19 protein-coding genes and 2 pseudogenes are annotated in these 25,779 nt (G+C 59.0%); 15 read left to right on the forward strand and 6 right to left on the reverse strand.

Translation table 11 applies throughout. From position 1 onward, the window contains the following. Positions 1-28 precede the first annotated feature (28 nt). The 3 genes from yagF to KW829_RS18585 form a co-directional block, all read right to left on the reverse strand. Positions 29-1,996, reverse strand: a complete 1,968-nt coding sequence (yagF, locus tag KW829_RS18575; protein ID WP_218308800.1) for a xylonate dehydratase YagF — start codon at positions 1,994-1,996, stop codon at positions 29-31. 14 nt (positions 1,997-2,010) lie between these two features. Continuing rightward, positions 2,011-2,919, reverse strand: a complete 909-nt coding sequence (gene yagE / locus KW829_RS18580; RefSeq protein ID WP_218308801.1) for a 2-keto-3-deoxygluconate aldolase — start codon at positions 2,917-2,919, stop codon at positions 2,011-2,013. A 239-nt stretch (positions 2,920-3,158) separates the two neighbouring features. Next, the gene (locus KW829_RS18585) at positions 3,159-3,611 is read right to left on the reverse strand and encodes a YhcH/YjgK/YiaL family protein (RefSeq protein WP_218308802.1); all 453 of its coding nucleotides are present in this window, start codon (positions 3,609-3,611) and stop codon (positions 3,159-3,161) included. A 675-nt stretch (positions 3,612-4,286) separates the two neighbouring features. Here KW829_RS18585 and arcA point away from each other — a divergent pair. From arcA to KW829_RS18610, 5 genes are all read left to right on the forward strand, one after another. Then, complete coding sequence (arcA, locus tag KW829_RS18590; protein ID WP_029739276.1) at positions 4,287-5,507, forward strand: arginine deiminase; 1,221 nt, start codon at positions 4,287-4,289, stop codon at positions 5,505-5,507. Positions 5,508-5,517: 10 nt separating this feature from the next. Then, complete coding sequence (arcC, locus tag KW829_RS18595; RefSeq protein ID WP_218308803.1) at positions 5,518-6,429, forward strand: carbamate kinase; 912 nt, start codon at positions 5,518-5,520, stop codon at positions 6,427-6,429. Between the two features lie 123 nt (positions 6,430-6,552). Continuing rightward, positions 6,553-7,557 (forward strand): ornithine carbamoyltransferase, encoded by a 1,005-nt coding sequence (argF, locus tag KW829_RS18600; protein ID WP_100165603.1) that lies wholly within the window; start codon positions 6,553-6,555, stop codon positions 7,555-7,557. 46 nt (positions 7,558-7,603) lie between these two features. After that, positions 7,604-9,007: a YfcC family protein gene (locus tag KW829_RS18605; RefSeq protein WP_010427348.1), complete on the forward strand. Its 1,404-nt coding sequence runs from the start codon at positions 7,604-7,606 to the stop codon at positions 9,005-9,007. Positions 9,008-9,087: 80 nt separating this feature from the next. Further along, positions 9,088-9,567 (forward strand): arginine repressor, encoded by a 480-nt coding sequence (locus tag KW829_RS18610; RefSeq protein ID WP_003863366.1) that lies wholly within the window; start codon positions 9,088-9,090, stop codon positions 9,565-9,567. A gap of 3 nt (positions 9,568-9,570) precedes the next feature. Here KW829_RS18610 and KW829_RS18615 read toward each other — a convergent pair. Next, positions 9,571-9,688: pseudogene (locus KW829_RS18615) on the reverse strand (hypothetical protein). Between KW829_RS18615 and KW829_RS18620 the strand changes: the two are divergent. The 5 genes and pseudogenes from KW829_RS18620 to KW829_RS18640 all read left to right on the forward strand — a co-directional run. Next, on the forward strand, positions 9,668-9,772 hold the full coding sequence (locus KW829_RS18620) for a pyrBI operon leader peptide (RefSeq protein WP_071524139.1): 105 nt from the start codon (positions 9,668-9,670) through the stop codon (positions 9,770-9,772). The pseudogene KW829_RS18615 and the gene KW829_RS18620 sit on opposite strands and share 21 nt — an antisense overlap. Positions 9,773-9,806: 34 nt before the next feature. Next, on the forward strand, positions 9,807-10,739 hold the full coding sequence (pyrB, locus tag KW829_RS18625) for an aspartate carbamoyltransferase (RefSeq protein WP_089599762.1): 933 nt from the start codon (positions 9,807-9,809) through the stop codon (positions 10,737-10,739). 12 nt (positions 10,740-10,751) lie between these two features. Next, the gene (gene pyrI / locus KW829_RS18630) at positions 10,752-11,213 is read left to right on the forward strand and encodes an aspartate carbamoyltransferase regulatory subunit (RefSeq protein ID WP_218308804.1); all 462 of its coding nucleotides are present in this window, start codon (positions 10,752-10,754) and stop codon (positions 11,211-11,213) included. Positions 11,214-11,287: 74 nt separating this feature from the next. After that, positions 11,288-11,674: a 2-iminobutanoate/2-iminopropanoate deaminase gene (ridA, locus tag KW829_RS18635; RefSeq protein ID WP_014882305.1), complete on the forward strand. Its 387-nt coding sequence runs from the start codon at positions 11,288-11,290 to the stop codon at positions 11,672-11,674. 124 nt (positions 11,675-11,798) lie between these two features. Further along, positions 11,799-12,650: pseudogene (locus tag KW829_RS18640) on the forward strand (N-acetylglucosamine-binding protein GbpA); the annotation flags it as partial. Between the two features lie 131 nt (positions 12,651-12,781). On the opposite strand, the gene KW829_RS18645 reads toward KW829_RS18640, so the two are convergent. Beyond that, positions 12,782-15,166 carry a beta-N-acetylhexosaminidase gene (locus tag KW829_RS18645; RefSeq protein WP_218308805.1) on the reverse strand — a complete coding sequence of 795 codons (2,385 nt, stop codon included), beginning with the start codon at positions 15,164-15,166 and terminating at the stop codon, positions 12,782-12,784. 203 nt (positions 15,167-15,369) lie between these two features. Further along, the gene (gene mgtA / locus KW829_RS18650; protein ID WP_218308807.1) at positions 15,370-18,078 is read right to left on the reverse strand and encodes a magnesium-translocating P-type ATPase; all 2,709 of its coding nucleotides are present in this window, start codon (positions 18,076-18,078) and stop codon (positions 15,370-15,372) included. Positions 18,079-18,467: 389 nt separating this feature from the next. Between mgtA and treR the strand changes: the two genes are divergently transcribed. From treR to nrdG, 5 genes are all read left to right on the forward strand, one after another. Further along, positions 18,468-19,415: a trehalose operon repressor TreR gene (gene treR / locus KW829_RS18655; RefSeq protein WP_042718614.1), complete on the forward strand. Its 948-nt coding sequence runs from the start codon at positions 18,468-18,470 to the stop codon at positions 19,413-19,415. 128 nt (positions 19,416-19,543) lie between these two features. Then, complete coding sequence (gene treB, locus KW829_RS18660) at positions 19,544-20,962, forward strand: PTS trehalose transporter subunit IIBC (RefSeq protein ID WP_047346434.1); 1,419 nt, start codon at positions 19,544-19,546, stop codon at positions 20,960-20,962. Positions 20,963-21,013: 51 nt separating this feature from the next. Beyond that, a complete protein-coding gene (gene treC / locus KW829_RS18665; RefSeq protein ID WP_218308808.1) occupies positions 21,014-22,657 on the forward strand; it encodes an alpha,alpha-phosphotrehalase in 1,644 nt (547 codons plus the stop codon). Between the two features lie 375 nt (positions 22,658-23,032). Beyond that, positions 23,033-25,171, forward strand: a complete 2,139-nt coding sequence (nrdD, locus tag KW829_RS18670) for an anaerobic ribonucleoside-triphosphate reductase (protein ID WP_047646505.1) — start codon at positions 23,033-23,035, stop codon at positions 25,169-25,171. Between the two features lie 141 nt (positions 25,172-25,312). Further along, positions 25,313-25,777 (forward strand): anaerobic ribonucleoside-triphosphate reductase-activating protein, encoded by a 465-nt coding sequence (gene nrdG, locus KW829_RS18675; RefSeq protein WP_218308809.1) that lies wholly within the window; start codon positions 25,313-25,315, stop codon positions 25,775-25,777. Positions 25,778-25,779: the final 2 nt, after the last annotated feature.

Consider the following 25,779-nt stretch of genomic DNA (forward strand, 5'->3'; position numbering starts at 1 on the left):
CCGCAGACGGTTTTATCTCAGAAAATAATTAAATGCCGAGCGCTTTTTTACCGGCGTTAATTACCTCGATAATTTTATCGGTGTCATAAATACAGCCTTTCCAGGTGCCGCCGCTCACCGACTGCAGCGCCGCCCACAGCCGGGTATCGTCCGGCAAAAAGTCGTGGGCGTGCAGGTCCGGGTGCGTCTGCCGTACTGCCAGCTCACGTGCCCCCTCTTCCGGCGTCAGCGGGTTTTCTTCGGTACCGATAAAGTTGACGCTGCCAGTTAACGACAGACGATCCACGGCAATCTCGATGATGTCGTTATCGCGCAGCTTGCCAATCGGCCCGCCCGCCAGCGCCTCCGGCGACACGTGGCCGAAGCAGGCGCCCGTCGACACGCCTGAGAAGCGCGCATCGGTGATTAACGATACCGTCTTGCCCCACGAGATATGCTTGAGCGCGGAGGTGAGCTGGTAGGTCTCTTCCATGCCGGTGCCGGACGGCCCGCCGCCGATCACCACCATGATATCGCCCTGCTTAATCTCTTCCCGCTTGATGGCCTTGATCGCCTGCGCTTCCGAGACAAACACCCGCACCCGGCCGGTGTGGCGGTACACGCCATCTTCGCCCACCACCGACGGGTCGATCGCCGTGGCCTTGATCACCGACCCTTCCGGCGCGATGTTGCCCGTCGGGAAGCAGACCGTCGAGGTCAGCCCTTTCGCTTTTGCCTTCTCCGGCGGCAGGATCACGTCATTCGGATCCACGCCGTCCTGCTCGCGCAGGCACTGGCGGAAACGTACCCGGCGCTCGGACGCCTGCCACCAGTCGAGGTTCTCGCCGACCGTCTGCCCGGTCACGGTCATGGCATCCAGGTGCAGCAGACCGAGATCGCGCAGGTGAAGCATCACCTCCGGCACACCGCCCGCGAGGAAGGCGCGCACGGTCGGGTGATAGTCCGGGCCGTTGGGCAGCACGCTTACCAGGCGCGGCACCCTGCGGTTAACGCGCGTCCAGTGTTCCACGTCCGGGATCGTGCAGCCCGCCGCGTGGGCGATGGCCGGAATGTGCAGCAGTAAATTGGTGGAGCCACCGAACGCCGCGTGGATCACCATCGCGTTTTCGATGGCTTTGTCGGTGAGGATATCGCGCGTGGTGATGCCGCGGTTATCCAGCTCGCTCACCGCCCGCGCCGACTGGCGGGCGATCTCCAGCCACACCGCCTGTCCGGACGGCGCCAGCGCGGAGTGCGGCAACGCCAGACCCAGCGCTTCCGCGACCACCTGCGAGGTGCCCGCCGTGCCGAGGAACTGACACCCACCGCCCGGCGAGGCGCAGGCGCGACAGCCAAGCTCGGCGGCCTCCTGCAATGAGAGTTCGTGGTTGGCGAAGCGCGCGCCGATGGTCTGGACCTTGCCCGCGTCTTCGCCGACGGTCGGCGGCAGCGTCGCCCCGCCCGGCACCAGAATGGTCGGCAGGTCGTGCATTGCGGCCAGCGCAATCATGGTAGCGGGCAGCCCTTTATCGCAGGTTGCCACGCCGATCACCGCCCGGCGCGTCGGCAGGGAGCGGATCAGGCGGCGAAAGACGATCGCCGCGTCGTTGCGGTACGGCAGGGAATCAAACATGCCGTGCGTGCCCTGCGAGCGCCCGTCGCACGGATCGCTGACGAAGGCCGCAAACGGGATCCCGCCGTTGCGCGTGATCTCCTTCGCCGCCGCCTGCATCTGCATGCCGATTTCCCAGTGCCCGGTGTGGTAGCCCAGCGCAACCGGGCGTCCGTCTCCGGCGCGGATGCCGCCCTGGGTACCAATAATCAGCACCTCTTTGCCGGTCAGCTTGTTAGCGTCCCAGCCCATCCCGGCGTTCTGCGTCATGCCGAACAGGTTGCCGCTGGGGGATTCCATCAGCATTTGCGGGGTCAGCGGCAGCGCGCCCTGCGGCCCCGCTGCGTGGGTAATGACGGCATAAAACGCATCGTCCTGCGGGGTGAAAATTTTCTCGATGGTCATGGTTATCGTCCGGCTCAGCAGAGCTTGAGCTGTTGCAGCAGGTTTTTCAGCTGCGCCTTGCGCGGCTCGTCCAGCGCAGAGGCGGGCGGCAGCACGTGCGTGGAAATCGGGCGGCCGCAGAGAACAATCGCCTCTTTAATGACGTTCACAAACGGCGTATCCAGCTGATACATCTGCGGTATTTGCAGTAAGGTCTGATGATGCTCAGCCGCCTTCGCCACGTCTTTATCCCGCCAGGCTTTCAGAAGATTCACCGACACCTGCGGGGCAAAGTTGCCGCTGGCCGAGATCGCCCCGTCGCCGCCGAGCAGCAGGGTATTGAACAGATGATCGTCGTAGCCGCACAGCACGGTGAAGTGCGGATGGGCGGCTTTGACGGTGTGGATCATGCTGCGCAGGTGGGCGACGGAGTCGATGGTGTCTTTGATGCCGATAATGTTGCTGCGCGTGTCGGCCAGGGTTTTCACCAGCGCCGGGGTCAGATCCTGCCCGGTCAGCGCCGGGAAGTTGTAGAGCATCACCGGCAGCGTGACGCTGTCGGCCACCTGCTCGAAATAGCGGATCAGATTCGCTTCCGACACTTTCCAGTAATAGGGGTTGATCACCACGATGCCGTCCGCGCCCGCCTGCTGCGCGTGCTGGCTGAGTTCAATGGTTTCCCGGGCGTTGGTGCCGCCGGTGCCGATCAGCACCGGCACGCGACGATCGACATGATCGATAGCAAAGCTGGCAATGGCTTTACGCTCTTCGGCGCTGAGCTGGGAGAACTCGCCGCCGCTGCCCAGGAAGAACAGGCCGTCAACGCCTGCCTTGATCAGATCGTCGATCAGCGCGGCGGTGCCCTGCTTATCGAGCTGGCCGTCGGCGGTAAAAATGGTGGAGACAGGGGGAATGACTCCCGTGAACAACGCGGACTGCGGCATGAGATCTCCTTGCTGAATCATTTTGTTCTACATTATAGAACAGCGTTCATTAATTTAACGATCATACTATGACGCAGAAAAAGCACAGGTAAATGGGAAGGGATGAGGGAGTGCGGGAAATTTAAGCTGGATCACATTATGCGTGGGTGCGGTCTGGTGCCCTCACCCTAACCCTCTCCCACAGGGAGAGGGGACTTTTACACCCTCTCCCCCTGGGAGAGGGCCGGGGTGAGGGAAAATTACTCCACCAGCATTTTAATGACCACTTTCCTGACCTTAGCAGGCGCTCCCACCGCGCACAGCGGCTTATGCACTTCGCCTGGCCAGAACACCACGAAATCCCCTTCGCTCAGCACCACGGTTTTTTCCTGCTCGCCCTCCGGCAGGAACGCGATGTCTTTCTCCGCCAGCCAGTCGGTGTCCGGCGTGCCGTGCGGCAGGGTGCTGAAGGTCATTCCTTCCTGGCCTTTCATAATTATCTGGATGTCCAGATAGCGCGCGTGGTACTCGGCGCGGCGCTCGGCAAACGGCTGGGTTGTGTCTTCAGAAACCAGATAAAACAGGCTGTTACCGTTGATGTCGTGTTTCCCGAGCGGCGTGGCGTCGGTGACGTGGGCTTTGACGTGCTCAATGGCCTGACACAGTTCGTCAGGCAGCCAGGACTGCAGATGGTGGATGTTGCCGATAATCATGAGAAAACCCTCGATATAAAACAACGTTTCATTTTTATCTTTTATACGAGAATCCCGGCTGCCATACCAGCCCTTTTTGGAAGAGGTTTGCGCGAGCGCATGTTTATCGGAAAAGGTGTTAATTTGCTGTTAACCCTGCCCAGGCATTTATGCAGGGGTTATGCATAACCTCTATACGTGCTTATCGCACGGCTGTTCTAACCTCTTGATCATGCTCTCTAATTAACAAAACCCGTTGCCGCCTCACACTTTACTGTTTTGATAATTTGCTCTAAAAAACCATAATTATTTATTGATTTTTCTTAAGTCAAAAATAGTTAATTACGTTAATTGCATAGCCATTCTTATGCATAATACTTATCATTTAAAATCAGCCACATAACAACATATTTCAAAAGATTAAAATCTACAAAATAATAACAACCTCAAATAATGCCACCAGATCCTGCTTAGCTATTCACCCCTCAATAATATGAAATTAATCATTATCTGATGCGAATCATGCAAATGAAAACAAACCCCTTAATATCCGGTTTCGCGTGAGCGATATCACATTACGGATTATTTAACTGCCTAGTATAAATCACGAAATCAATTGAGCTTAGCCGCCATGAAATTAAATACATCACATGGCGCATGCCCTTTTTATTCTGAAAAACAGTTAAAGGAATAATTATGGAAAAGCATTACGTCGGTTCTGAAATTGGTCAATTGCGTAGCGTTATGCTGCACCGTCCAAATTTAAGTCTTAAACGTTTAACCCCGTCAAACTGTCAGGAGCTGCTATTTGACGACGTGCTCTCGGTTGAACGGGCGGGTGAGGAGCATGACATTTTCGCAAACACGCTGCGCGAGCAGGGTGTGGAAGTCCTGCTGTTGACCGACCTTCTGACACAAACCCTTGATATTGCAGAGGCGAAGGCCTGGCTTCTGGATACGCAAATCTCCGACTACCGCCTCGGCCCCACCTTTGCCGGCGACGTCCGCGGCTGGCTGGCGGATATGCCGCACCGCGAACTGGCGCGCAGATTAAGCGGCGGATTAACCTACGGTGAAATTCCGGCAGCCATTAAAAATATGGTGGTCGATACCCACACGGCGAATGATTTTATTATGAAGCCGCTGCCGAACCATTTATTTACCCGCGATACCTCCTGCTGGATTTATAACGGCGTGTCCATTAACCCGATGGCCAAACCGGCCCGTCAGCGCGAAACGAATAACCTGCGGGCAATATATCGCTGGCACCCGGCGTTCGCCGACGGCGATTTTATTAAGTATTTCGGCGACGAAAATATTAATTACGACCACGCCACCTTAGAAGGCGGCGACGTATTAGTGATTGGCCGCGGCGCGGTGCTGATCGGCATGTCCGAACGCACAACGCCGCAGGGCGTGGAGTTTCTCGCTAACAGCCTGTTCAAACACCGCCAGGCCGAGCGCGTGATCGCCGTTGAGCTGCCAAAACACCGCTCCTGCATGCACCTCGACACCGTCATGACCCACATCGACGTGGACACCTTCTCCGTTTATCCGGAAGTGGTGCGCAAAGACGCCCAGTGCTGGACGCTCACCCCGGACGGACGCGGTGGCCTGCTGCGCACCCAGGAAACCGACCTGCTGCACGCCATCGAGAAAGCGCTCGGCATTAACCAGGTGCGCCTGATCACCACCGGCGGCGACGCCTTTGAAGCCGAACGCGAGCAGTGGAACGACGCCAACAACGTACTGACCATCCGCCCGGGCGTGGTGATTGGCTACGAGCGCAACGTCTGGACCAACGAGAAGTACGACAAGGCGGGCATCACCGTGCTGCCCATCCCGGGCGACGAGCTGGGACGCGGGCGCGGCGGCGCGCGCTGCATGAGCTGCCCGCTGGAACGCGACGGAATTTAAAGGAGCCATCATGGAACGAAAACCCACTCTGGTTGTGGCGCTTGGCGGCAACGCGCTGCTCAAGCGCGGCGAGCCGCTGGAAGCGGAGATCCAGCGTCAGAACATCGAGCAGGCCGCCCGCACCATCGCCGGGCTGACGGCGCAGTGGCGCGTGGTACTGGTGCACGGCAACGGGCCGCAGGTCGGGCTGCTGGCGCTGCAGAACAGCGCCTACGACAAAGTGACGCCCTACCCGCTGGACGTTCTCGGCGCCGAAAGCCAGGGGATGATCGGCTACATGCTCCAGCAGGCGCTGAAAAACAACCTGCCACAGCGCGAGGTGAGCGTCCTGCTCACCCAGGTGGAAGTGGACGCCGCCGACCCGGCCTTCAGCAACCCGACCAAGTACATCGGCCCGGTCTACAGCGAAGCCCAGGCAAAAGCGCTGGCCGCGGAAAAAGGCTGGGTGTTCAGGGCCGACGGCTGCTACGTCCGTCGCGTGGTGCCCTCTCCGCAGCCGAAGCGGATCGTTGAGAGTGACGCCATCACGGCGCTGATCCAGCGCGACCACCTGGTGATCTGCAACGGCGGCGGCGGCGTGCCGGTGGTGGAAAACGCCAACGGCTATCGCGGTATTGAGGCGGTGATCGACAAAGACCTCTCCGCCGCCCTGCTGGCGCGCCAGATTGAGGCCGATGCCCTGCTGATTTTGACCGATGCCGACGCGGTGTACCTCGACTGGGGCAAACCGACCCAGCGCCCGCTGGCGCAGGTCACGCCGGAGCTGCTCAGAGGCATGCAGTTCGACGCCGGATCGATGGGGCCGAAAGTGGCCGCCTGCCGCGAGTTCGTTGAAGCCTGCAATGGGATAGCCGGGATCGGCGCGCTGGCCGACGGCGCGGAGATCCTGGCGGGCGAGAAAGGCACGTTGATTCGTAATTGAGCACCCGTTTCCCCTCACCCTAACCCTCTCCCGGAGGGAGAGGGAATGTAAGCCCCCCTCTCCGCGTGGGAGAGGGCCGGGGTGAGGGCATCAGACAGCTAACAATTTAAAAAGGATTTACCCATGACCATCAACCTGAAAAACCGCAACTTCCTCAAGCTGCTGGACTACACCCCGGCAGAGATCCAGTACCTGATCGACCTCGCCATCGAGCTGAAGGCGGCCAAAAAAGCCGGGCGCGAGAAGCAAACCCTGGTCGGGAAAAACATCGCCTTGATCTTTGAAAAAACCTCCACCCGCACCCGCTGCGCCTTTGAAGTGGGCGCGTTTGACCAGGGCGCGCAGGTGACCTACCTCGGCCCAAGCGGCTCGCAGATCGGCCATAAAGAGTCGATGAAAGACACTGCCCGCGTGCTGGGCCGCATGTATGACGGCATCGAATACCGCGGCTACGGCCAGGCCATCGTCGAAGAGCTGGGCGAGTACGCGGGCGTACCGGTGTGGAACGGCCTGACCGACGAGTTCCACCCAACCCAAATCCTCGCCGACCTGATGACCATGCTGGAGCACGCGCCGGGCAAAACCCTGCCGGAGCTGAGCTTTGCCTATCTCGGCGACGCGCGTAACAACATGGGCAACTCGCTGATGGTCGGCGCGGCCAAGATGGGGATGGATATCCGCCTCGTCGCGCCGAAATCCTTCTGGCCTGAAGCGGGTCTGGTTGAGCAGTGCCGCGCCATCGCGAAAGAAACGGGCGCGCGCATTACCCTCACCGACGACGTGGAAGAAGGCGTGCAGGGCACCGATTTCCTCTACACCGACGTGTGGGTCTCCATGGGCGAGCCGAAAGACGCCTGGGCCGAGCGCGTCAGCCTGATGAAACCGTATCAGATTAACGCGCAGGTGATGAAAGCCACCGGCAACCCGAACGTCAAGTTTATGCACTGCCTGCCGGCGTTCCACAACGAGCACACCAAAGTGGGCCGCGAGATCGAGATGGCCTACGGCCTGAAGGGGCTGGAGGTAACGGAAGAGGTCTTCGAATCACCGAACTCTATCGTCTTCGACGAAGCAGAAAACCGCATGCACACCATTAAAGCGGTCATGGTGGCGACACTCGGCGACTAATCACCGTCCGGCGCGCCGCGGGGTGCGCCGGGTTCAGGAGAACATCATGGGCAAGTTCAAGTTTCCCTCCGCTTACACCATCCTCTTTTTTCTGATTGCCGTTGTAGCCGTGCTGACGTGGGTTGTACCGGCCGGGCAGTACCATATGGCAATGAACGAGGCGCTCGGCAAAGAAGTGCCGGTTGCCGGAACCTACGCGCACGTGGCGGCGCACCCGCAGGGGCTGGTTTCCGTCCTGATGGCACCGATTGCCGGGCTGTACGATCCGGAATCCGGCCAGGCCGGGGCGATCGACGTGGCGCTGTTTATCCTGATCATCGGGGGATTTCTCGGGATCGTCACCAAAACCGGGGCAATTGACGCCGGGATCGAGCGCGTCACCACCCGGCTTCGCGGCCGCGAAGAGTGGATGATCCCGATCCTGATGGCGCTGTTTGCCGCAGGCGGCACGATTTACGGTATGGCCGAAGAGTCTCTGCCGTTCTACACCCTGCTGGTGCCGGTAATGCTGGCCGCCCGGTTCGATCCGGTTGTCGCCGCCTCCACCGTGCTGCTTGGCGCGGGGATCGGCACCCTCGGCTCCACCATCAACCCGTTTGCCACGGTGATCGCCGCCAACGCAGCCGGGATCCCCTTCACCAACGGTATCGCCCTGCGCGTGGCGCTGCTGGTCATCGGCTGGATCATCTGCGTGGCGTGGGTGATGCGTTATGCCCGCAAAGTCCGCCAGGATCCGTCGCTGTCGATCGTGGCGGATAAGCAGGAAGAGAACCGCGCCCATTTCCTCGGCGACAGGGGCGAGCAGACGCTGGAATTTACCCCGGTGCGCAAAATCATTCTGGTGATTTTTGCCCTCGCCTTCGCGGTGATGATCTACGGCGTGGCGGTGCTGGGCTGGTGGATGGCGGAGATCTCGGCGGTGTTTCTCGCCAGCGCGATTATCGTCGGCCTGATTGCCCGCATGAGCGAAGAAGAGCTGACGTCGACGTTTATCAACGGCGCACGAGATTTGCTGGGCGTCGCGCTGATTATCGGCATCGCGCGCGGTATCGTAGTCATTATGGATAAGGGCATGATTACCCACACCATTTTGCACAGTGCCGAGGGGATGGTTACCGGGTTATCGACGGTGGCGTTCATCAACGTGATGTACTGGCTGGAAGTGGTGCTGTCGTTTCTTGTGCCTTCTTCGTCCGGCCTTGCCGTTCTGACGATGCCGATCATGGCACCCCTTGCCGATTTCGCTAACGTCAACCGCGACCTGGTGGTCACGGCTTACCAGTCGGCGTCCGGCATCGTTAACCTGGTCACTCCCACCTCAGCCGTCGTGATGGGCGGTCTGGCTATCGCCCGCGTGCCTTACGTGCGTTATCTGAAATGGGTGGCGCCGCTGCTGGGGATATTAACGGTGGTGATTATGGTGGCGTTAAGCCTGGGTGCCATGTTGTGATTTGCCGGATGGCGCTGCGCTTATCCGGCCTACGGATCGGTGCGGTGCCACCGGTTATTTCGGGAACTGATATGGGAACTATGATGGATTACGAAGAGTACTCTCCCAAAGAGCAACTACAGCTAACGGTCTGCCAGCGTCTGATCGCGGAAAAGAGCTACCTCTCCCAGGAGGAGATCCGCCGGGATTTGCAGGAGCGTGGTTTTGAGACCATCAGCCAGTCCACCGTTTCACGTCTGCTCAAGTTGCTTGGTGTCATAAAAATTCGAAATGCCAAAGGTCTAAAAATTTATTCGCTGAATCCCCAGCTGCGCCCTGCCCCCGATGCCGCGCGCACCGTCTCCGAAATGGTGGTGAGCGTGGAACACAATAGCGAATTTATCCTTATCCATACCGTTGCCGGATATGGCCGCGCGGTGGCGCGTATTCTGGATTATCACCAGTTACCGGAAATTTTAGGCGTGGTGGCCGGAAGCAGTATCGTCTGGGTCGCCCCTCGCGTCGTGAAGCGCACCGCGCTGGTGCATAAGCAAATTAATTATTTACTCAGAACGCATTAATATTCATAAAGAACCGTTTGCATTGAGTAAAGCGTGCATTAAATCGCTTGATCCGCAAAACGAGCTGCGTATAATGCCCGACAATTTGCCGGGAGGAAGCATGGTCAAGCGTGTACGACATATCGTCTTACCGCGTCTGAAATCAGACGCTGGCCTGCCGTTTTTCTTCCCGTTGCTAAACCTATTCCCAGAGCCCCTCATTTGAGGGGCTTTTTTTTGCCCGGCGTCAGGAGATAAACATGAATCCGCTTTATCAAAAACACATCATTTCCATAAACGACCTCAGCCGCGAAGAGCTGGAACTGGTTCTGGAAACCGCGGCAAAACTGAAGGCCAATCCGCAACCGGAGCTGCTGAAGCACAAGGTGATTGCGAGCTGCTTCTTCGAAGCCTCGACCCGCACCCGCCTCTCCTTTGAAACCTCCATGCACCGCCTGGGCGCGAGCGTGGTGGGCTTCTCAGACAGCAGCAATACGTCGCTGGGTAAAAAAGGCGAGACCCTGGCGGATACCATTTCAGTCATCAGCACCTACGTCGACGCGATTGTGATGCGCCACCCGCAGGAGGGCGCGGCGCGTCTGGCAACCGAGTTTTCCGGCGGCATTCCGGTGCTGAACGCCGGCGACGGTGCCAACCAGCACCCGACGCAGACCCTGCTGGATCTGTTCACCATTCAGGAAACCCAGGGCACGCTCGAGAACCTGAACATTGCCATGGTCGGTGACCTGAAGTACGGCCGTACCGTCCACTCCCTGACCCAGGCGCTGGCGAAATTTAACGGCAACCGCTTCTTCTTCATCGCGCCTGACGCGCTGGCGATGCCGCAGTACATTCTCGACATGCTGGACGAGAAAGGCATTCAGTGGAGCCTGCACGCCAGCATAGAAGAAGTGATGGGCAACGTGGATATTCTCTACATGACCCGCGTGCAGAAAGAACGCCTGGATCCGTCCGAATACGCCAACGTGAAGGCGCAGTTCGTGCTGCGCGCCAGCGACCTCGAGGGCGCACGCGACAATATGAAGGTGCTGCACCCGCTGCCGCGCATCGATGAGATCACAACAGACGTGGACAAAACGCCGCACGCCTGGTACTTCCAGCAGGCCGGAAACGGCATCTTCGCCCGCCAGGCGTTACTGGCACTGGTTCTGAATCGCGAATTGGCACTGTAAGGGGAAACGACAATGACACACGATAACAAACTCCAGGTTGAAGCCATCAAGCGTGGCACCGTGATTGACCACATCCCTGCGCAGGTGGGCTTTAAGCTGCTGACACTGTTCAAACTGACCGAAACCGACCAGCGCATCACCATCGGCCTGAACCTGCCGTCAGGCGAGATGGGCCGCAAGGACCTGATCAAAATCGAGAACACCTTCCTGACCGACGAGCAGGTCAACCAGCTGTCGCTGTACGCGCCGGACGCCACCGTTAACCGCATCGACGATTACGTCGTGGTCGGCAAATCCCGTCCGAGCCTGCCGGATCGTATTGAAAGCGTGCTGGTCTGCCCGAACAGCAACTGCATCAGCCACGCTGAGCCAGTTTCCTCCAGTTTTGCAGTGAAAAAGCGCGCCAATGACATCGCGCTCAAATGCAAATACTGCGAAAAAGAGTTTTCTCATTATGTGGTGCTGGCCAACTAATTGAGGTTGGTAAAGGATCCCGGCCTCCCTATAATGGCCGGGACTCTTAAATCAGCTGTTATTCTGGAGAAATCATGACCAAAGTACTCGCGACGGAAAATGCACCAGCGGCTATCGGCCCATACGTTCAGGGCGTTGATCTGGGCAGCATGATCATCACTTCGGGCCAGATCCCGGTGAACCCAAAAACCGGTGAAGTACCGGCCGACGTCGCGGCTCAGGCGCGTCAGTCGCTGGAAAACGTGCAGGCGATCGTGGAATCCGCGGGCCTGAAAGTGGGCGATATCGTGAAAACCACCGTGTTCGTGAAAGATCTGAACGACTTCGCCACCGTTAACGCCACGTATGAAGCTTTCTTCACCGAGCACAACGCCACCTTCCCGGCGCGCTCCTGTGTGGAAGTGGCCCGTCTGCCAAAAGACGTGAAAATTGAAATCGAAGCAATTGCCGTACGTCGCTAATTGATCTCAATAATTCATGGGCGGCTTCGGCCGTCCTTTTTTTTGGCTATTTTTCCTCTCACCGCAGCATGACGTTCCCCGCCTGCCATTAATAACATTGCGCTGCATATTTATTATTAAAAATCCGGGCGTTGTTTCCGAATGGAGCACAACTCTGAGCGGGCAGATTGCCGGTAATAACCTCAACGCAGGCGATAAGGTCATTGCCCGCTTCTTCGACGCTCACGGTGAAGTCACGGCCATGCGCACCGACATGACGATCGCCACCGCTGCCCAGGGTGATGCCAACCAGTGGTCTTACGATCTGGCGCAGAAAATTAACGCCGCGCACCAGGACGTCCGCGTCGGCGTGAAGGATGAAGGCGGTGAGATTAGCCCGGTTCACGGCGCGAACAGCGTCTACGTGAAAGACGGCAGCACGCTGAAATCCGTTGCGATCTCCTATGAGGAGCAGAAAGCGGAGGTTAACGAGACGATTGCCGTCTCTGGCCTGCAGTACAGCAAAATCGAACAGGGCAACGCCACCGTGACCTTCCACGTGAATACCCACGGTAACGTCGATTTCGAAGCCCACGTCATGAACCATCACGGCGCGGAAAAAGGGTATCTGAAGCAGGAGATGAACAACGCGAATCAGGACGTCACCATGACGCTGACCGGCGTTGAAGCGGGTCATCATATGCTCAAGTACTACGCCACCAACAAAGACGGCACGCTGTTCGCGCAGGATGTCCTGAACCTGATGCTGGAAGGCGACGCGGCGGCGGACAATTCGGGTCCGCATGACTATATCTTCCCGGACAATATCGCTTCGTACAAAGCCGGTACAGTGGTGCTGCAGCCGAAAGACGGTAAGACCTACCAGTGTAAGCCTTTCCCGTACAGCGGCTACTGCGTGCAGTGGAGCAAATACGCGACCCAGTTTGAGCCAGGCGTGGGTTCAGCCTGGAAAGAGGCGTGGGTGTTGAAGAACTGAGTGGTCTGATTCCCTCACCCCGGCCCTCTCCCAAAGGGAGAGGGTGTATAAATTCCCTCTCCCTCTGGGAGAGGGTTAGGGTGTATAAATTCCCTCTCCCTTTGGGAGAGGGTTAGGGTGAGGGTTCTTTACTACTGATTCCGCGTGGCGCGCAGCAGCGTCTCCAGCGGGTACACCGCCGCAATGACCACTTCGTCCTGCACCTTCGCCGCGTTATCCAGCTCGCTCTGAATCGACGCGATCTCTTTATCGTCCAGCGTGCCCTGGCGCGCCACAAGATCCGTCAGCCGCAGGCCAATCGAGGCCAGCTTATCCACTTCCTGGATCACCGGCTTCATCGCCTTCAGCTGATAGCTGTTTTCGCTTAGCGCCAGCGCGTCGCTGGTATTGCTCTGCCAGCGGTTAAAGACGTGGCGCAGCGCGTCGGCGCTTTCCGTGTCTTCGGCGTCGCTCACCAGACGATCGGCCCATTTGTTCATCTGCCGCACCGTGGCGCTTTCGGCGTTCAGCGCATCCGCGAAGCGGTTGAGCGGTTCGAACTGATGATAATTTCCCGCCTGGAACTTCAGGTGCTGACGGGTGTAATACTGCGCGGGCTCCACCGCCTGCGCGAGGATCTGCAGCGGCAGCGTATCGGCATTGCCGGCAAGGCGCGTGAACTGCACCTGCTGCTGGGTATGCTGCTGCAGCCCGACCGACACCGTCGACCAGCTGTCCATCGCCTGCAGGCGGGTGTACATGTTGTCGACGTCGTTGACGTCCTTCGCTGACCACAGCCGCTCTGCCACCGCAAAGGCGCGCGGCCACAGGCGGATATCCAGCACCGGTGCCACCACGTTTTCCGCCCACAGCGCGGCTTCTCCGCCGAGCAGGTTGGCCTGATTCGCCACGTCCGGCACGACCGGCGGAATGCCTTTCGGCACCTCGTCCAGGCGCGTGCCGCTAACTGGATACCGGGCATTACCCACCAGGAAATAGCCGCTCAGCTTATCGTTATCAACGGAGACCACCGGGCGCGTTTCGCCCATCCAGGTGTCGACGGTAAACGTGACCTGGTTGTCGTCACGCCATTCAATATCCTGCACCGCGCGGCGAGATTTCCCGGCAAAATCAATAAATCCGCGCCAGCCGGACTCCCCTTTCACCAGCGTGAAGCTCCCCTCAACCGGCTTGCCCTTCAGGCGCGGCATGGTGAAGGCCCAGCTCTGGACGCTGTCGGTGTCTGCAATCACATCCACGCCGTTTAAGCCCTGCGGCACGATTTCATTCCGGTAGTGGTAAGCGGTAGATTGCGGTTGGTCGAGATAGAAGCCCGTCGACAGAATGCCCTTGTAGCCGTTCTGCGCCACCTGCCCCAGCGCATCCTGCCCCTGCCAGGACTGGATCAGAATGCTTTTCGGCAGATCGGGATGGTAGATCTCGTCCCAGCCGACCATCTGCCGGTGGTGTTTCTCGAGGATCGTCTCGAGCTTGCGGTTGAAATACGCCTGCAGCGCGTGGCTGTCCGAGAGCTTGTTATCGCGCATGAATTTTTGGATCGCCGCATTATCTTTCCACTGGCTGTCGTCCACCTCATCGCCGCCGATGTGCAGGTACGGATCGGGGAAGATCGCCGCCAGTTCGCTGACCATAGCGTCGGCGAAGGCGTAGGTTGCGTCTTTTGTCGGATCCAGCACCGGCTTCAGCACGCCCCAGTGGCGCTCCATTTCATAAGGCCCCGGGGCGCTCATCAGCTCCGGGTAGGCCACGGCAATCGCCGAGGCGTGGCCCGGCATGTCGATCTCCGGCACCACGCGGATGCCGCGCTCGGTAGCGTAACGCACGACCTCGCGCATCTGTTCCGGCGTGTAGAACAGCCCGTCGCTGGCAAGCTGCGTCAGCTTAGGGTAACGCTTCGAGCTGAATCGCCAGCCCTGATCGTCTGTAAGGTGCCAGTGCAGGACGTTGAGCTTCGCCGCGGCCATGCCGTCGATCTGGCGTTTGATATCCGGCAGCGGAATAAAGTGACGCGCCGAGTCCAGCAGCAGCCCGCGCCACGGGAAGCGCGGTGAATCTTCAATGGTGACCCACGGCAGCGAGGTGTTTTCCGCGCCGTTCTGCATCAGCTGGAGCAGGGTTTCCATGGCGCGCAGCGCGCCGAAGCGGGTGTTGGCGGAGATATTCACCCCGTTGGCATCCACCGTCAGCTTATAGCTTTCGTCGCTGTCCGGCAGCGGCTGCGGCTTGACCTTTTTGGCAATGGCAATGCGGATGGTCGGTTTGTCTGGCTTTTCAGCCTGCGGCTGCAGCGTCCAGCCGGTCTGCAGGGCGATGCGCTGGCGCAGGCGGTTGACCGCGTCGCCCAGATCGTCGCCGCTGACGCTAACGGAAATTTTATCGTTAAGCACCAGCGTGCCCTGCATCGTCGGGCGTTCGACCTTAGCAGGCCAGGGCATTAAAGGGAGATCGCCTGCCGGAGCGGCAAAGGCTGAGGCGCCGAGCATCAGCCCGGCGGTTAAGAGACTGTACCGTAACATGAATGTTCCTTATCTGACGGGCCAAATAAAGGCAAAACATTCTGTTAACATGCGCTCAATTTGTCGTCAAGCGATTGCGCCGACGGAGATCACAGGTTGTTGAATTTGAGAGGAAAGCCAGTTGCCGGGTGGCGCTGCGCTTACCCGGCCTACGTTTCGGGAGTAGGCCGGGTAAGGCGAAGCCGCCACCCGGCAAACATAACTTACTGCCACCCATACCGACGCGCATAGAACCCTTTCACCATCTGGGTCAGCACCATATAACCGGCGAGGATCGCCACCAGCCACGGGAAGTAGCTCAGCGGCAGCGCCTGCAGCTGCAGGTAGCTCGCCAGCGGTGAGAACGGCAGCGCGATACCCAGTGCCATCACAATGCCCGTCATCACAATCAGCGGCCACGCCGCGCGGCTCTGAATGAACGGGATACGACGCGTGCGGATCATGTGCACAATCAGCGTCTGCGACAGCAGACCTACCACGAACCAGCCGGACTGGAACAGGGTCTGGTGTTCCGGGGTGTTGGCGTGGAAAACGAACCACATCAGGCAGAAGGTGAGAATGTCGAAGATGGAGCTGATCGGCCCGAAGAACAGCATGAAACGACCAAGATCCGCCGGGTTCCAGCGCTGCGGCTTCTGGATCTGCTCGTCGTCCACGTTATCAAACGGGATCGCCACCTGAGACACGTCGTACATCAGGTTCTGGATCAGCAGGTGCAGCGGCAGCATCGGCAGGAACGGCAGAAACGCGCTTGCCACCAGCACGCTGAAGACGTTACCGAAGTTGGAGCTGGCGGTCATTTTGATGTACTTGAGCATGTTGGCGAAGGTGCGGCGGCCTTCGATCACGCCCTCCTCCAGCACCATCAGGCTCTTTTCCAGCAGGATGATATCCGCCGCCTCGCGGGCGATGTCCACCGCGCCGTCGACGGAGATACCAATGTCCGCCGCACGCAGCGCGGGCGCGTCGTTAATGCCGTCGCCCATAAAGCCCACCACGTGCCCTTCGCGACGCAGCAGCGTGACGATGCGCTCTTTGTGCATCGGCGTCAGGCGGGCAAACAGCGTGGTGCGCTGGGCAAGCTGCGCCAGCTCGTCGTCGGAGAGATGTTCAATATCGCTTCCCACCACTACGTCACCCGCGTCCAGCCCCACCTCATGGCACACTTTGGCCGCCACCAGCTCGCTGTCTCCGGTGAGAATTTTGACGGTAATACCGCTCGCCTTCAGCGCCTTCAGCGCCGGTGCGGTGGTCTCTTTCGGCGGATCGAGGAAAGCGATGTAACCCTCGAGGATCAGATCGGATTCGTCGATACGCTGATAGTCCCCTTCACGCGCGGGCAGGAACTTGCTGGCGACGGCTACCACGCGCAGCCCCTGACGGTTCAGGTTATCGGTGACGCGTTTGATGCGGCGCAGCATGGTGTCGTCCAGCGGCACGATCTCGCCGTTATGACGAACCTGCGTCGACACGTTGAGGATCTCCTGCAGCGCGCCTTTGCAGATCAGCTGGTGGACGTCCTGTTGCTCGCTCACCACCACCGACATGCGGCGGCGCTCGAAGTCGAACGGGATCTCATCCACCTTCTGCCAGCGGCCGGAGAGCGTGCGGGCAGACTCTTCGTCTACCCCTTCCAGCACCGCGACGTCGAGCAGGTTTTTCAGCCCGGTCTGGTAGTGGCTGTTCAGCCACGCGCTGTGCAGCACACGCTCGCTGGTTTTACCGGCGATATCCGTGTGGTTCTCCAGCACGATTTTGTCCTGCGTCAGCGTGCCGGTTTTATCGGTGCAGAGGATGTCCATCGCGCCAAAGTTCTGGATGGCGTCGAGGTGTTTGACGATCACTTTCTGTTTAGAGAGCTTCACCGCCCCGCGCGCCAGCGTGGAGGTAACAATCATCGGCAGCATTTCCGGCGTCAGGCCGACGGCCACGGAGAGCGCAAACAGCGCCGCTTCCCACCAGTCGCCTTTGGTGTAGCCGTTGATCAGCAGGACGATCGGCGTCATCACCATCATAAAGCGGATCAGCAGCATGCTGACACGGCCAATCCCTTTCTGGAAGGCGTTCGGCTCGCTCTCCTGCTCGCTGACGCGCCCGGCAAGCTGTCCAAACCAGGTGTTGCCCCCGGTGGCGGTGACAATCGCCTGCGCCGTGCCGCTGACGACCGTGGTACCCATAAAGCACAGGGTGTCGCACTCGAGCGGGTTCATCTGCTGCCGGTCGCGGCTGCGCGCCACCTTTTCAACGGGCAGGGATTCCCCGGTCAGCGAGGCCTGCGCCACGAACAGATCGCGCGCCTGGATGATGCGTAAATCCGCCGGGATCATGTCCCCCGCCGCCAGCTTCACCAGATCGCCCGGCACCAGCTGGTCAATAGGCAGCTCCACCCAGGCGTTTTCGCCGAGATCGTTAATCACGCGCGAGACGGTCGCGGTGTTGCTGACCATCGCCTTGAGGGCGTCCGCCGCTTTGGTGGAGCGGGCTTCCTGAATGAAGTTCAGCAGCGTGGAGATGCCCACCATCAGGGCAATGACGCCTGCGGCAAACAGGTCTTCAGTGGCGTAGGAGATGATGCCCAGCACCGTCAGCAGCAGGTTGAACGGGTTGCGATAGCAGAGCCACAGGTGTATCCACCACGGAGACGGCTTTTGCGCCGGGATCTGATTATCGCCGTGCACGGCGCGGATTTTTTCCACTTCTGAGGCGTTCAGCCCTTCCGGGTGACCGCCAAAGGCGCGCCAGACTTCGTTTTCATCCATCGCCGCCACGTTCAGGCAGCGCTCGGTCAGGGACGCGGGGATCGCGGCGCCCGCCACGTTTTTGCCATTGGGCAGCGGGTCGCGTTGAACAAGACGGTGTGGCAGGTGGCGGCTCAGCAGAGCCTGCAGCTGCCGGGTGATATTTTTAAACATAGGCATTCCTCCGCATCCGCAAGCGCGGACGCAGCATTTCCTTCAGGCGTGGCAAGGCCGTACCTGAGAGGCACTTAATTTTTCAAGCAGGAACGTTTAAGACGCTACTGCCTCACGCCGGTGAGACAGCAACAAAGCTGGCTTACCGGAAAGAACGTTTTCTCCCGTTCAGGAGAGGTGTGGGATCGGGATCCATGTGGCCTCCGGTAAGTAAAAAGTCAGGTTTCGCCACGCAGTATAAGGATTTATCCATACCGTTCGTGGCGCATCGGACGGTATTATAACCCCACGCAAATAAACCGAACGTAAACCAGACTTTGCCCATAGCGAAATCGCGCTATAGCATTAGGCTAAATTGACCATTTTGTCGTTGTTACAGGGAATACAGCATGCAGAACCGCCTTACGATTAAAGACATCGCGCGTTTAAGCGGCGTGGGGAAATCCACCGTCTCACGCGTGCTGAACAACGAAAGCGGCGTCAGCGAACGCACCCGCGAGCGCGTTGAGGCGGTCATGAATCAGCACGGGTTTTCCCCTTCCCGTTCCGCGCGCGCCATGCGCGGGCAGAGTGACAAGGTGGTCGCCATTATTGTTTCGCGTCTGGATTCCCTGTCAGAAAACCTCGCCGTGCAGACCATGCTGCCCGCCTTCTACGAGCAGGGCTATGACCCGATCATGATGGAGAGCCAGTTCTCTGTGCAACTGGTTGAAGAGCATCTGGGTATGCTTCAGCGGCGCAATATTGATGGCGTGGTGCTGTTTGGCTTTACCGGCATCAAAGAAGAGATGCTCAAACCCTGGCAGCCCTCGCTGGTGCTGCTGGCGCGCGATGCCCACGGTTTCGCGTCTGTCTGCTACGACGATGAAGGGGCCATCGTGACCCTGATGCAGCGTCTGTACGAGCAAGGCCATCGCCACATCAGCTATCTGGGCGTGCCGCACGCGGACGTCACCACCGGCAAGCGCCGCCACGAAGCGTATCTGGCCTTTTGCAAACAGCACAACCTCTCCGCCGTGGCCTCCCTGCCGGGGCTGGGCATGAAGCAGGGCTACGAGCAGGTCGCCAGCGTTCTGACGCCGCAGACCACCGCGTTGGTGTGCGCCACGGATACCCTGGCGCTGGGTGCCAGCAAATATCTGCAGGAGCAGCGCATCGATAACCTGCAGGTCGCGAGCGTCGGCAGCACGCCGCTGATGAAGTTCCTGCACCCGGAAATTATCACCGTCGATCCGGGCTACGCCGAGTCCGGCAGACAGGCCGCCGCGCAGCTGATAGAGCAGATCAACGGGCGCGCTGAGCCGCGTCAGATCGTTATTCCCGCCCACCTCTCTTAACCCCCGCTCAACGGATTATTGTGATCTTCGCCTGATTTCGGGAACGTTCCCATTTTCGCCGTCACGCTGAAGGAGTAGGCTTGCGCTCAGGTCATTACCCCCCTCACCATCTGTCATGAGGTTTCATGATGAGTAAAGTCAAACAAGCAGATATCGATCGGCTGATCGTCCTGGTCGGCGGACGCGAAAACATCGCCACCGTCAGTCATTGCATTACCCGCCTGCGCTTCGTGCTGAACGACCCGGCCAAAGCCAACCCGAAGGCCATTGAAGAACTTTCCATGGTCAAAGGCTGCTTCACCAACGCCGGTCAGTTCCAGGTCGTTATTGGTACCGAAGTGGGCGATTACTATCAGGCTCTGCTGGCGACAACCGGGCATTCTTCTGCTGATAAAGAGCAGGCGAAGAAGGCCGCGCGCCAGAATATGAAGTGGCACGAGCAGCTGATTTCCCACTTCGCGGAGATCTTCTTCCCGCTGCTGCCAGCGCTGATCAGCGGGGGCTTAATCTTAGGCTTCCGTAACGTCATCGGCGATGTGCCGATGAGCGACGGCAAAACCCTGGCGCAGATGTACCCGGCGCTGCAAAGCATCTATGACTTCCTGTGGCTGATTGGCGAAGCGATTTTCTTCTACCTGCCGGTGGGGATCTGCTGGTCGGCGGTGCGCAAAATGGGCGGCACGCCGATTCTGGGTATCGTGCTGGGCGTCACGCTGGTCTCTCCACAGTTAATGAACGCTTACTTACTTGGGCAGCAGGTGCCGGAAGTGTGGAACTTCGGCCTGTTTACCATCGCCAAAGTGGGCTATCAGGCGCAGGTGATCCCGGCACTGCTGGCCGGTCTGGCGCTGGGCTTTATTGAAACGCGCCTGAAGCGCATCGTGCCGGATTACCTCTATCTGGTGGTGGTGCCGGTCTGCTCGCTGATCCTGGCGGTGTTCCTGGCGCACGCCTTTATCGGTCCGTTTGGCCGCATGATTGGCGACGGCGTGGCCTTCGCGGTCCGTCACCTGATGACCGGCAGCTTCGCGCCGATTGGTGCCGCGCTGTTTGGCTTCCTGTACGCCCCGCTGGTGATCACCGGCGTACACCAGACCACGCTGGCGATAGATATGCAGATGATCCAGAGCCTCGGCGGCACGCCGGTCTGGCCGATTATCGCGCTGTCTAACATTGCGCAGGCCTCTGCGGTGACCGGCATCATCATCGTCAGCCGCAAGCATAACGAACGTGAAATCTCCGTTCCGGCAGCTATCTCCGCCTACCTCGGCGTCACCGAACCGGCGATGTACGGCATCAACCTGAAATACCGCTTCCCGATGCTCTGCGCGATGATCGGTTCCGGTCTGGCGGGCCTGCTGTGCGGCCTGAACGGCGTGATGGCAAACGGGATTGGCGTCGGCGGGCTGCCGGGCATCCTCTCCATCCAGCCCGCGTTCTGGCAGGTGTTTGCGCTGGCGATGGCGGTAGCGATTATCGTCCCAATGGCGCTCACCACCGTGGTTTACCAGCGTAAGTTCCGTCAGGGCACGCTGCAGATTGTTTAACGTCTTCTTTCGGGGCGCAGTTGCGCCCCTTCGCATTTGCAGGAACACACTATGAATACTCTTCCTCACTGGTGGCAGAACGGCGTCATCTATCAGATTTACCCAAAAAGTTTCCAGGACACCACCGGCAGCGGCACCGGCGATCTGCACGGCGTGACGCAGCGTCTGGACTACCTGAAAACCCTCGGCATCGACGCCATCTGGCTGACGCCGTTTTATATCTCTCCGCAGGTGGATAACGGCTACGACGTGGCGAATTACATCGCCATCGACCCGGCCTACGGCACCCTGGATGACTTCGACGAGCTGGTTGCCGGGGCGCACGCGCGCGGCATTCGCATCGTATTGGATATGGTGTTTAACCATACCTCCACGCAGCACGCCTGGTTCCGCGAGTCGCTGAACAAAGCGAGCCCGTACCGCCAGTTCTACATCTGGCGCGACGGCACACCGGAGCAGCTTCCCAACAACTGGCGCTCCAAGTTTGGCGGCAACGCCTGGCGCTGGCATGCCGAGAGCGAGCAGTACTATCTGCACCTGTTTGCGCCAGAGCAGGCGGACCTCAACTGGGAGAACCCGGAGGTGCGCGCCGAGCTGAAAAAAGTGTGCGAGTTCTGGGCCGATCGCGGCGTGGACGGCTTGCGTCTGGACGTGATTAACCTGATCTCAAAAGACCAGGATTTCCCGGACGACAACATCGGAGACGGCCGCCGCTTCTATACCGACGGGCCGCGCATCCACGAATATCTGCAGGAGATGAGCCGCGACGTCTTCACCCCGCGCAACCTGATGACGGTAGGCGAAATGTCCTCGACCTCGCTGGAGAACTGCCAGCAGTACGCGTCGCTCGACGGCAGCGAGCTGTCGATGACCTTCAACTTCCATCATCTGAAGGTGGACTACCCCGGCGGCGAAAAGTGGACGAAGGCGAAGCCGGACTTCGTCGCGCTGAAAACCCTCTTCCGCCACTGGCAGCAGGGGATGCACAACAAAGCCTGGAACGCGCTGTTCTGGTGTAACCACGACCAGCCGCGCATCGTGTCGCGCTTTGGTGATGAAGGCGAACACCGCGTGGCTGCCGCGAAGATGCTCGGCATGGTGCTGCACGGCATGCAGGGTACGCCGTATATCTATCAGGGCGAAGAGCTGGGGATGACCAACCCGCACTTCAGCCGCATCACCGATTACCGCGACGTGGAAAGCCTGAACATGTTCGCGGAACTGCGGGCCAACGGCCGCGAACCGGACGAGCTACTGGCGATTCTGGCGAGTAAGTCCCGCGATAATGGACGCACGCCGATGCAGTGGGACGCGTCGCACAATGCGGGTTTTAGCGAGGGCGAGCCGTGGATTGGCGTCTGCGACAACTACGAAACCGTGAACGCCCGAGCGGCGCTCGATGACCCGGATTCGGTGTTTTACACCTACCAGTCGCTGATTAGCCTGCGCAAAACTCTGCCGGTGCTGACGTGGGGGGATTATGAAGATCTCCTGCCTGAACATCCTTCTCTTTGGGGTTACCGCCGTCAGTGGCAGGGACAGACGCTGGTGGTGATGGCAAACCTGAGTCATACGCCTCAGGAATGGGAAACGGACGTTCTCAGCGGCCAGCCGCAGGTGCTGATGAGTAACTACCCTACACCGCAAACGACGTCGCTCCGTCCGTTTGAAGCGGTCTGGTGGCTGCAGCAGTAACGTTCCTTGTCGGGTGCCGCCCAGCACCCGGCTTATTTTACTGTTTTTGTTGAATAATTAATCAGATTTTTCCTTTCCGGATTTACAATCGCTACAGCGCCCGCCGTTTGTACTCTCGTCTTTTTACTTTGTTCTGCATCAAATAAAACGCAAACATGTTTGATGCAAATCACTATATGTAGCACTTAAAATGCACGCCAACCCAACATCTTGTATTTATCGTCTACTATTCCAACAACAAGACGGCGCTTACGCTGGCCGGAATTGTGGATAACACGAGCTGGGAACGCGGGAAGTCTTTGGCCCGGCGGGAAATACGCCCGGTGAATACTTCTCCACCTCTGTGGATAACCTGTTTTCAAAAATGGAGTGATCATGACACCGCATGTGATGAAACGTGATGGCTGTAAAGTGCCGTTTAAATCAGAGCGCATCCAGGAAGCCATTCTGCGTGCAGCTAAAGCAGCGGGAGTCGATGACGCAGATTACTGCGCCACCGTCGCAGAAGTCGTTAGCAGCCAGATGAATGAACGCAGCCAGGTCGATATCAACGAGATCCAGACCGCAGTTGAGAACCAGCTGATGGCGGGGCCTTACAAGCAGCTGGCGCGCGCCTACATTGAGTATCGTCACGATCGTGACGTGCAGCGCGAGAAGCGCGGCCGTCTGAACCAGGAGATCCGTGGCCTGGTCGAGCAAACCAACTCCGCCCTGCTCAACGAAAACGCCAATAAAGACAGTAAAGTGATCCCGACCCAGCGCGACTTGCTGGCCGGTATTGTCGCCAAACACTATGCCCGTCAGCATCTGCTGCCGCGCGACGTGGTGTCGGCGCACGAGCGCGGCGAGATCCACTACCACGATCTCGACTATTCGCCGTTCTTCCCGATGTTCAACTGCATGCTGATCGACCTGAAGGGCATGCTGACCCACGGTTTTAAAATGGGTAACGCCGAGATTGAACCGCCTAAGTCCATCTCCACGGCCACCGCCGTCACGGCGCAGATTATCGCTCAGGTTGCCAGCCACATTTATGGCGGCACCACCATTAACCGCATTGATGAAGTGCTGGCCCCGTTCGTGACGGCAAGCTTCAACAAGCACCGTAAAACGGCCGAAGAGTGGCAGATACCGGACGCTGACGGCTACGCGCACTCCCGCACCGAGAAAGAGTGCTACGACGCCTTCCAGTCGCTGGAATATGAAGTGAACACGCTGCACACCGCCAACGGCCAGACGCCGTTTGTGACCTTCGGCTTTGGTCTGGGCACCAGCTGGGAATCGCGTCTGATCCAGCAGTCTATCCTGCGTAACCGCATCTCCGGGCTCGGCAAAAACCGCAAAACCGCCGTGTTCCCGAAACTGGTGTTCGCTATCCGCGACGGCCTGAACCACAAGTTTGGCGATCCGAACTACGACATCAAACAGCTGGCGCTGGAGTGCGCGAGCAAGCGCATGTACCCGGACATCCTGAACTACGATCAGGTCGTCAAAGTGACCGGTTCGTTTAAAACGCCAATGGGCTGCCGCAGCTTCCTCGGCGTGTACGAAGACGAAAACGGTGAGCAGATCCACGACGGACGCAACAACCTGGGCGTCATCAGCCTGAACCTGCCGCGCATCGCGCTGGAAGCGAAAGGTAACGAAGATGCCTTCTGGACACTGCTGGACGAGCGCCTGCAGCTGGCGCGTAAAGCGCTGATGACCCGCATTGCGCGTCTCGAAGGGGTGAAAGCCCGCGTGGCACCCATCCTCTATATGGAAGGGGCCTGCGGCGTGCGCCTGAAGGCGGACGATGACGTGTCCGAGATCTTCAAAAACGGTCGCGCGTCCATTTCGCTGGGCTATATCGGTATACACGAGACCATCAATGCATTGGCGGGCGATACGCATATGTACGACAGCGAGGCCCTGCGCGAAAAGGGCATCGCTATCGTTCAGCGCCTGCGCGACGCGGTTGACCAGTGGAAAGAGGAAACCGGCTACGGGTTTAGCCTCTACAGCACGCCGAGCGAGAACCTGTGCGACCGCTTCTGCCGTCTGGACACCGCCGAGTTCGGCATTGTGGAAGGCGTGACCGACAAAGGGTATTACACCAACAGCTTCCACCTCGACGTGGAGAAAAAGGTGAACCCGTACGACAAGATCGACTTCGAAGCGGCGTATCCACCGATCGCCAGCGGCGGCTTCATCTGCTACGGCGAGTACCCGAACATTCAGCACAACCTGAAGGCGCTGGAAGACGTGTGGGATTACAGCTACCAGCACGTGCCGTATTACGGCACCAACACGCCCATCGACGAGTGCTACGAGTGCGGATTTACCGGTGAGTTTGAGTGCACCAGCAAAGGCTTTACCTGCCCGAAATGCGGCAACCACGACGCGGCTCGCGTCTCCGTCACCCGCCGCGTGTGCGGCTATCTCGGCAGCCCGGATGCGCGTCCGTTTAACGCCGGCAAGCAGGAAGAGGTGAAGCGCCGCGTGAAGCATTTGGGGAATGGGCAGATCGGGTAAGTTTTGCGCCGGGTTCTCCCCCTCACCCTACCCCTCTCCCTCAAGGGAGAGGGAACCGATCGAGCACATTGCTAAGCCTGACGCCGGTTTTCTCCCTCTCCCTGTGGGAGAGGGCCGGGGTGAGGGCATCAGGTTAACGCTATGAACTATCACCAGTACTACCCCGTCGACATCGTTAACGGCCCCGGCACCCGCTGCACCCTGTTTGTCTCAGGCTGCGTGCACGAATGCCCCGGCTGCTACAACAAAAGCACCTGGCGCTTAAATTCCGGTATGCCGTTTACTGCTGAGATGGAAGACAAGATCGTCAACGACCTGAACGACACCCGCATCAAACGTCAGGGGATCTCACTTTCCGGTGGCGACCCCCTCCACCCGCAAAACGTGCCGGATATCCTGAAGCTGGTGAAGCGCATTCGGTCAGAGTGTACGGGAAAAGATATCTGGGTCTGGACAGGCTACAAGCTGGAAGAGCTGAACGCGCAGCAAATGGAAGTGGTGGATCTGATTAACGTCCTGGTCGACGGCAAGTTTATGCAGGATTTAAAAGACCCGTCGCTTATCTGGCGCGGCAGCAGTAACCAGGTTGTGCATCATCTGCGTTAAAT

The organism is Enterobacter sp. ENT02 (assembly GCF_019219165.1).
GTDB lineage: Bacteria > Pseudomonadota > Gammaproteobacteria > Enterobacterales > Enterobacteriaceae > Enterobacter > Enterobacter mori.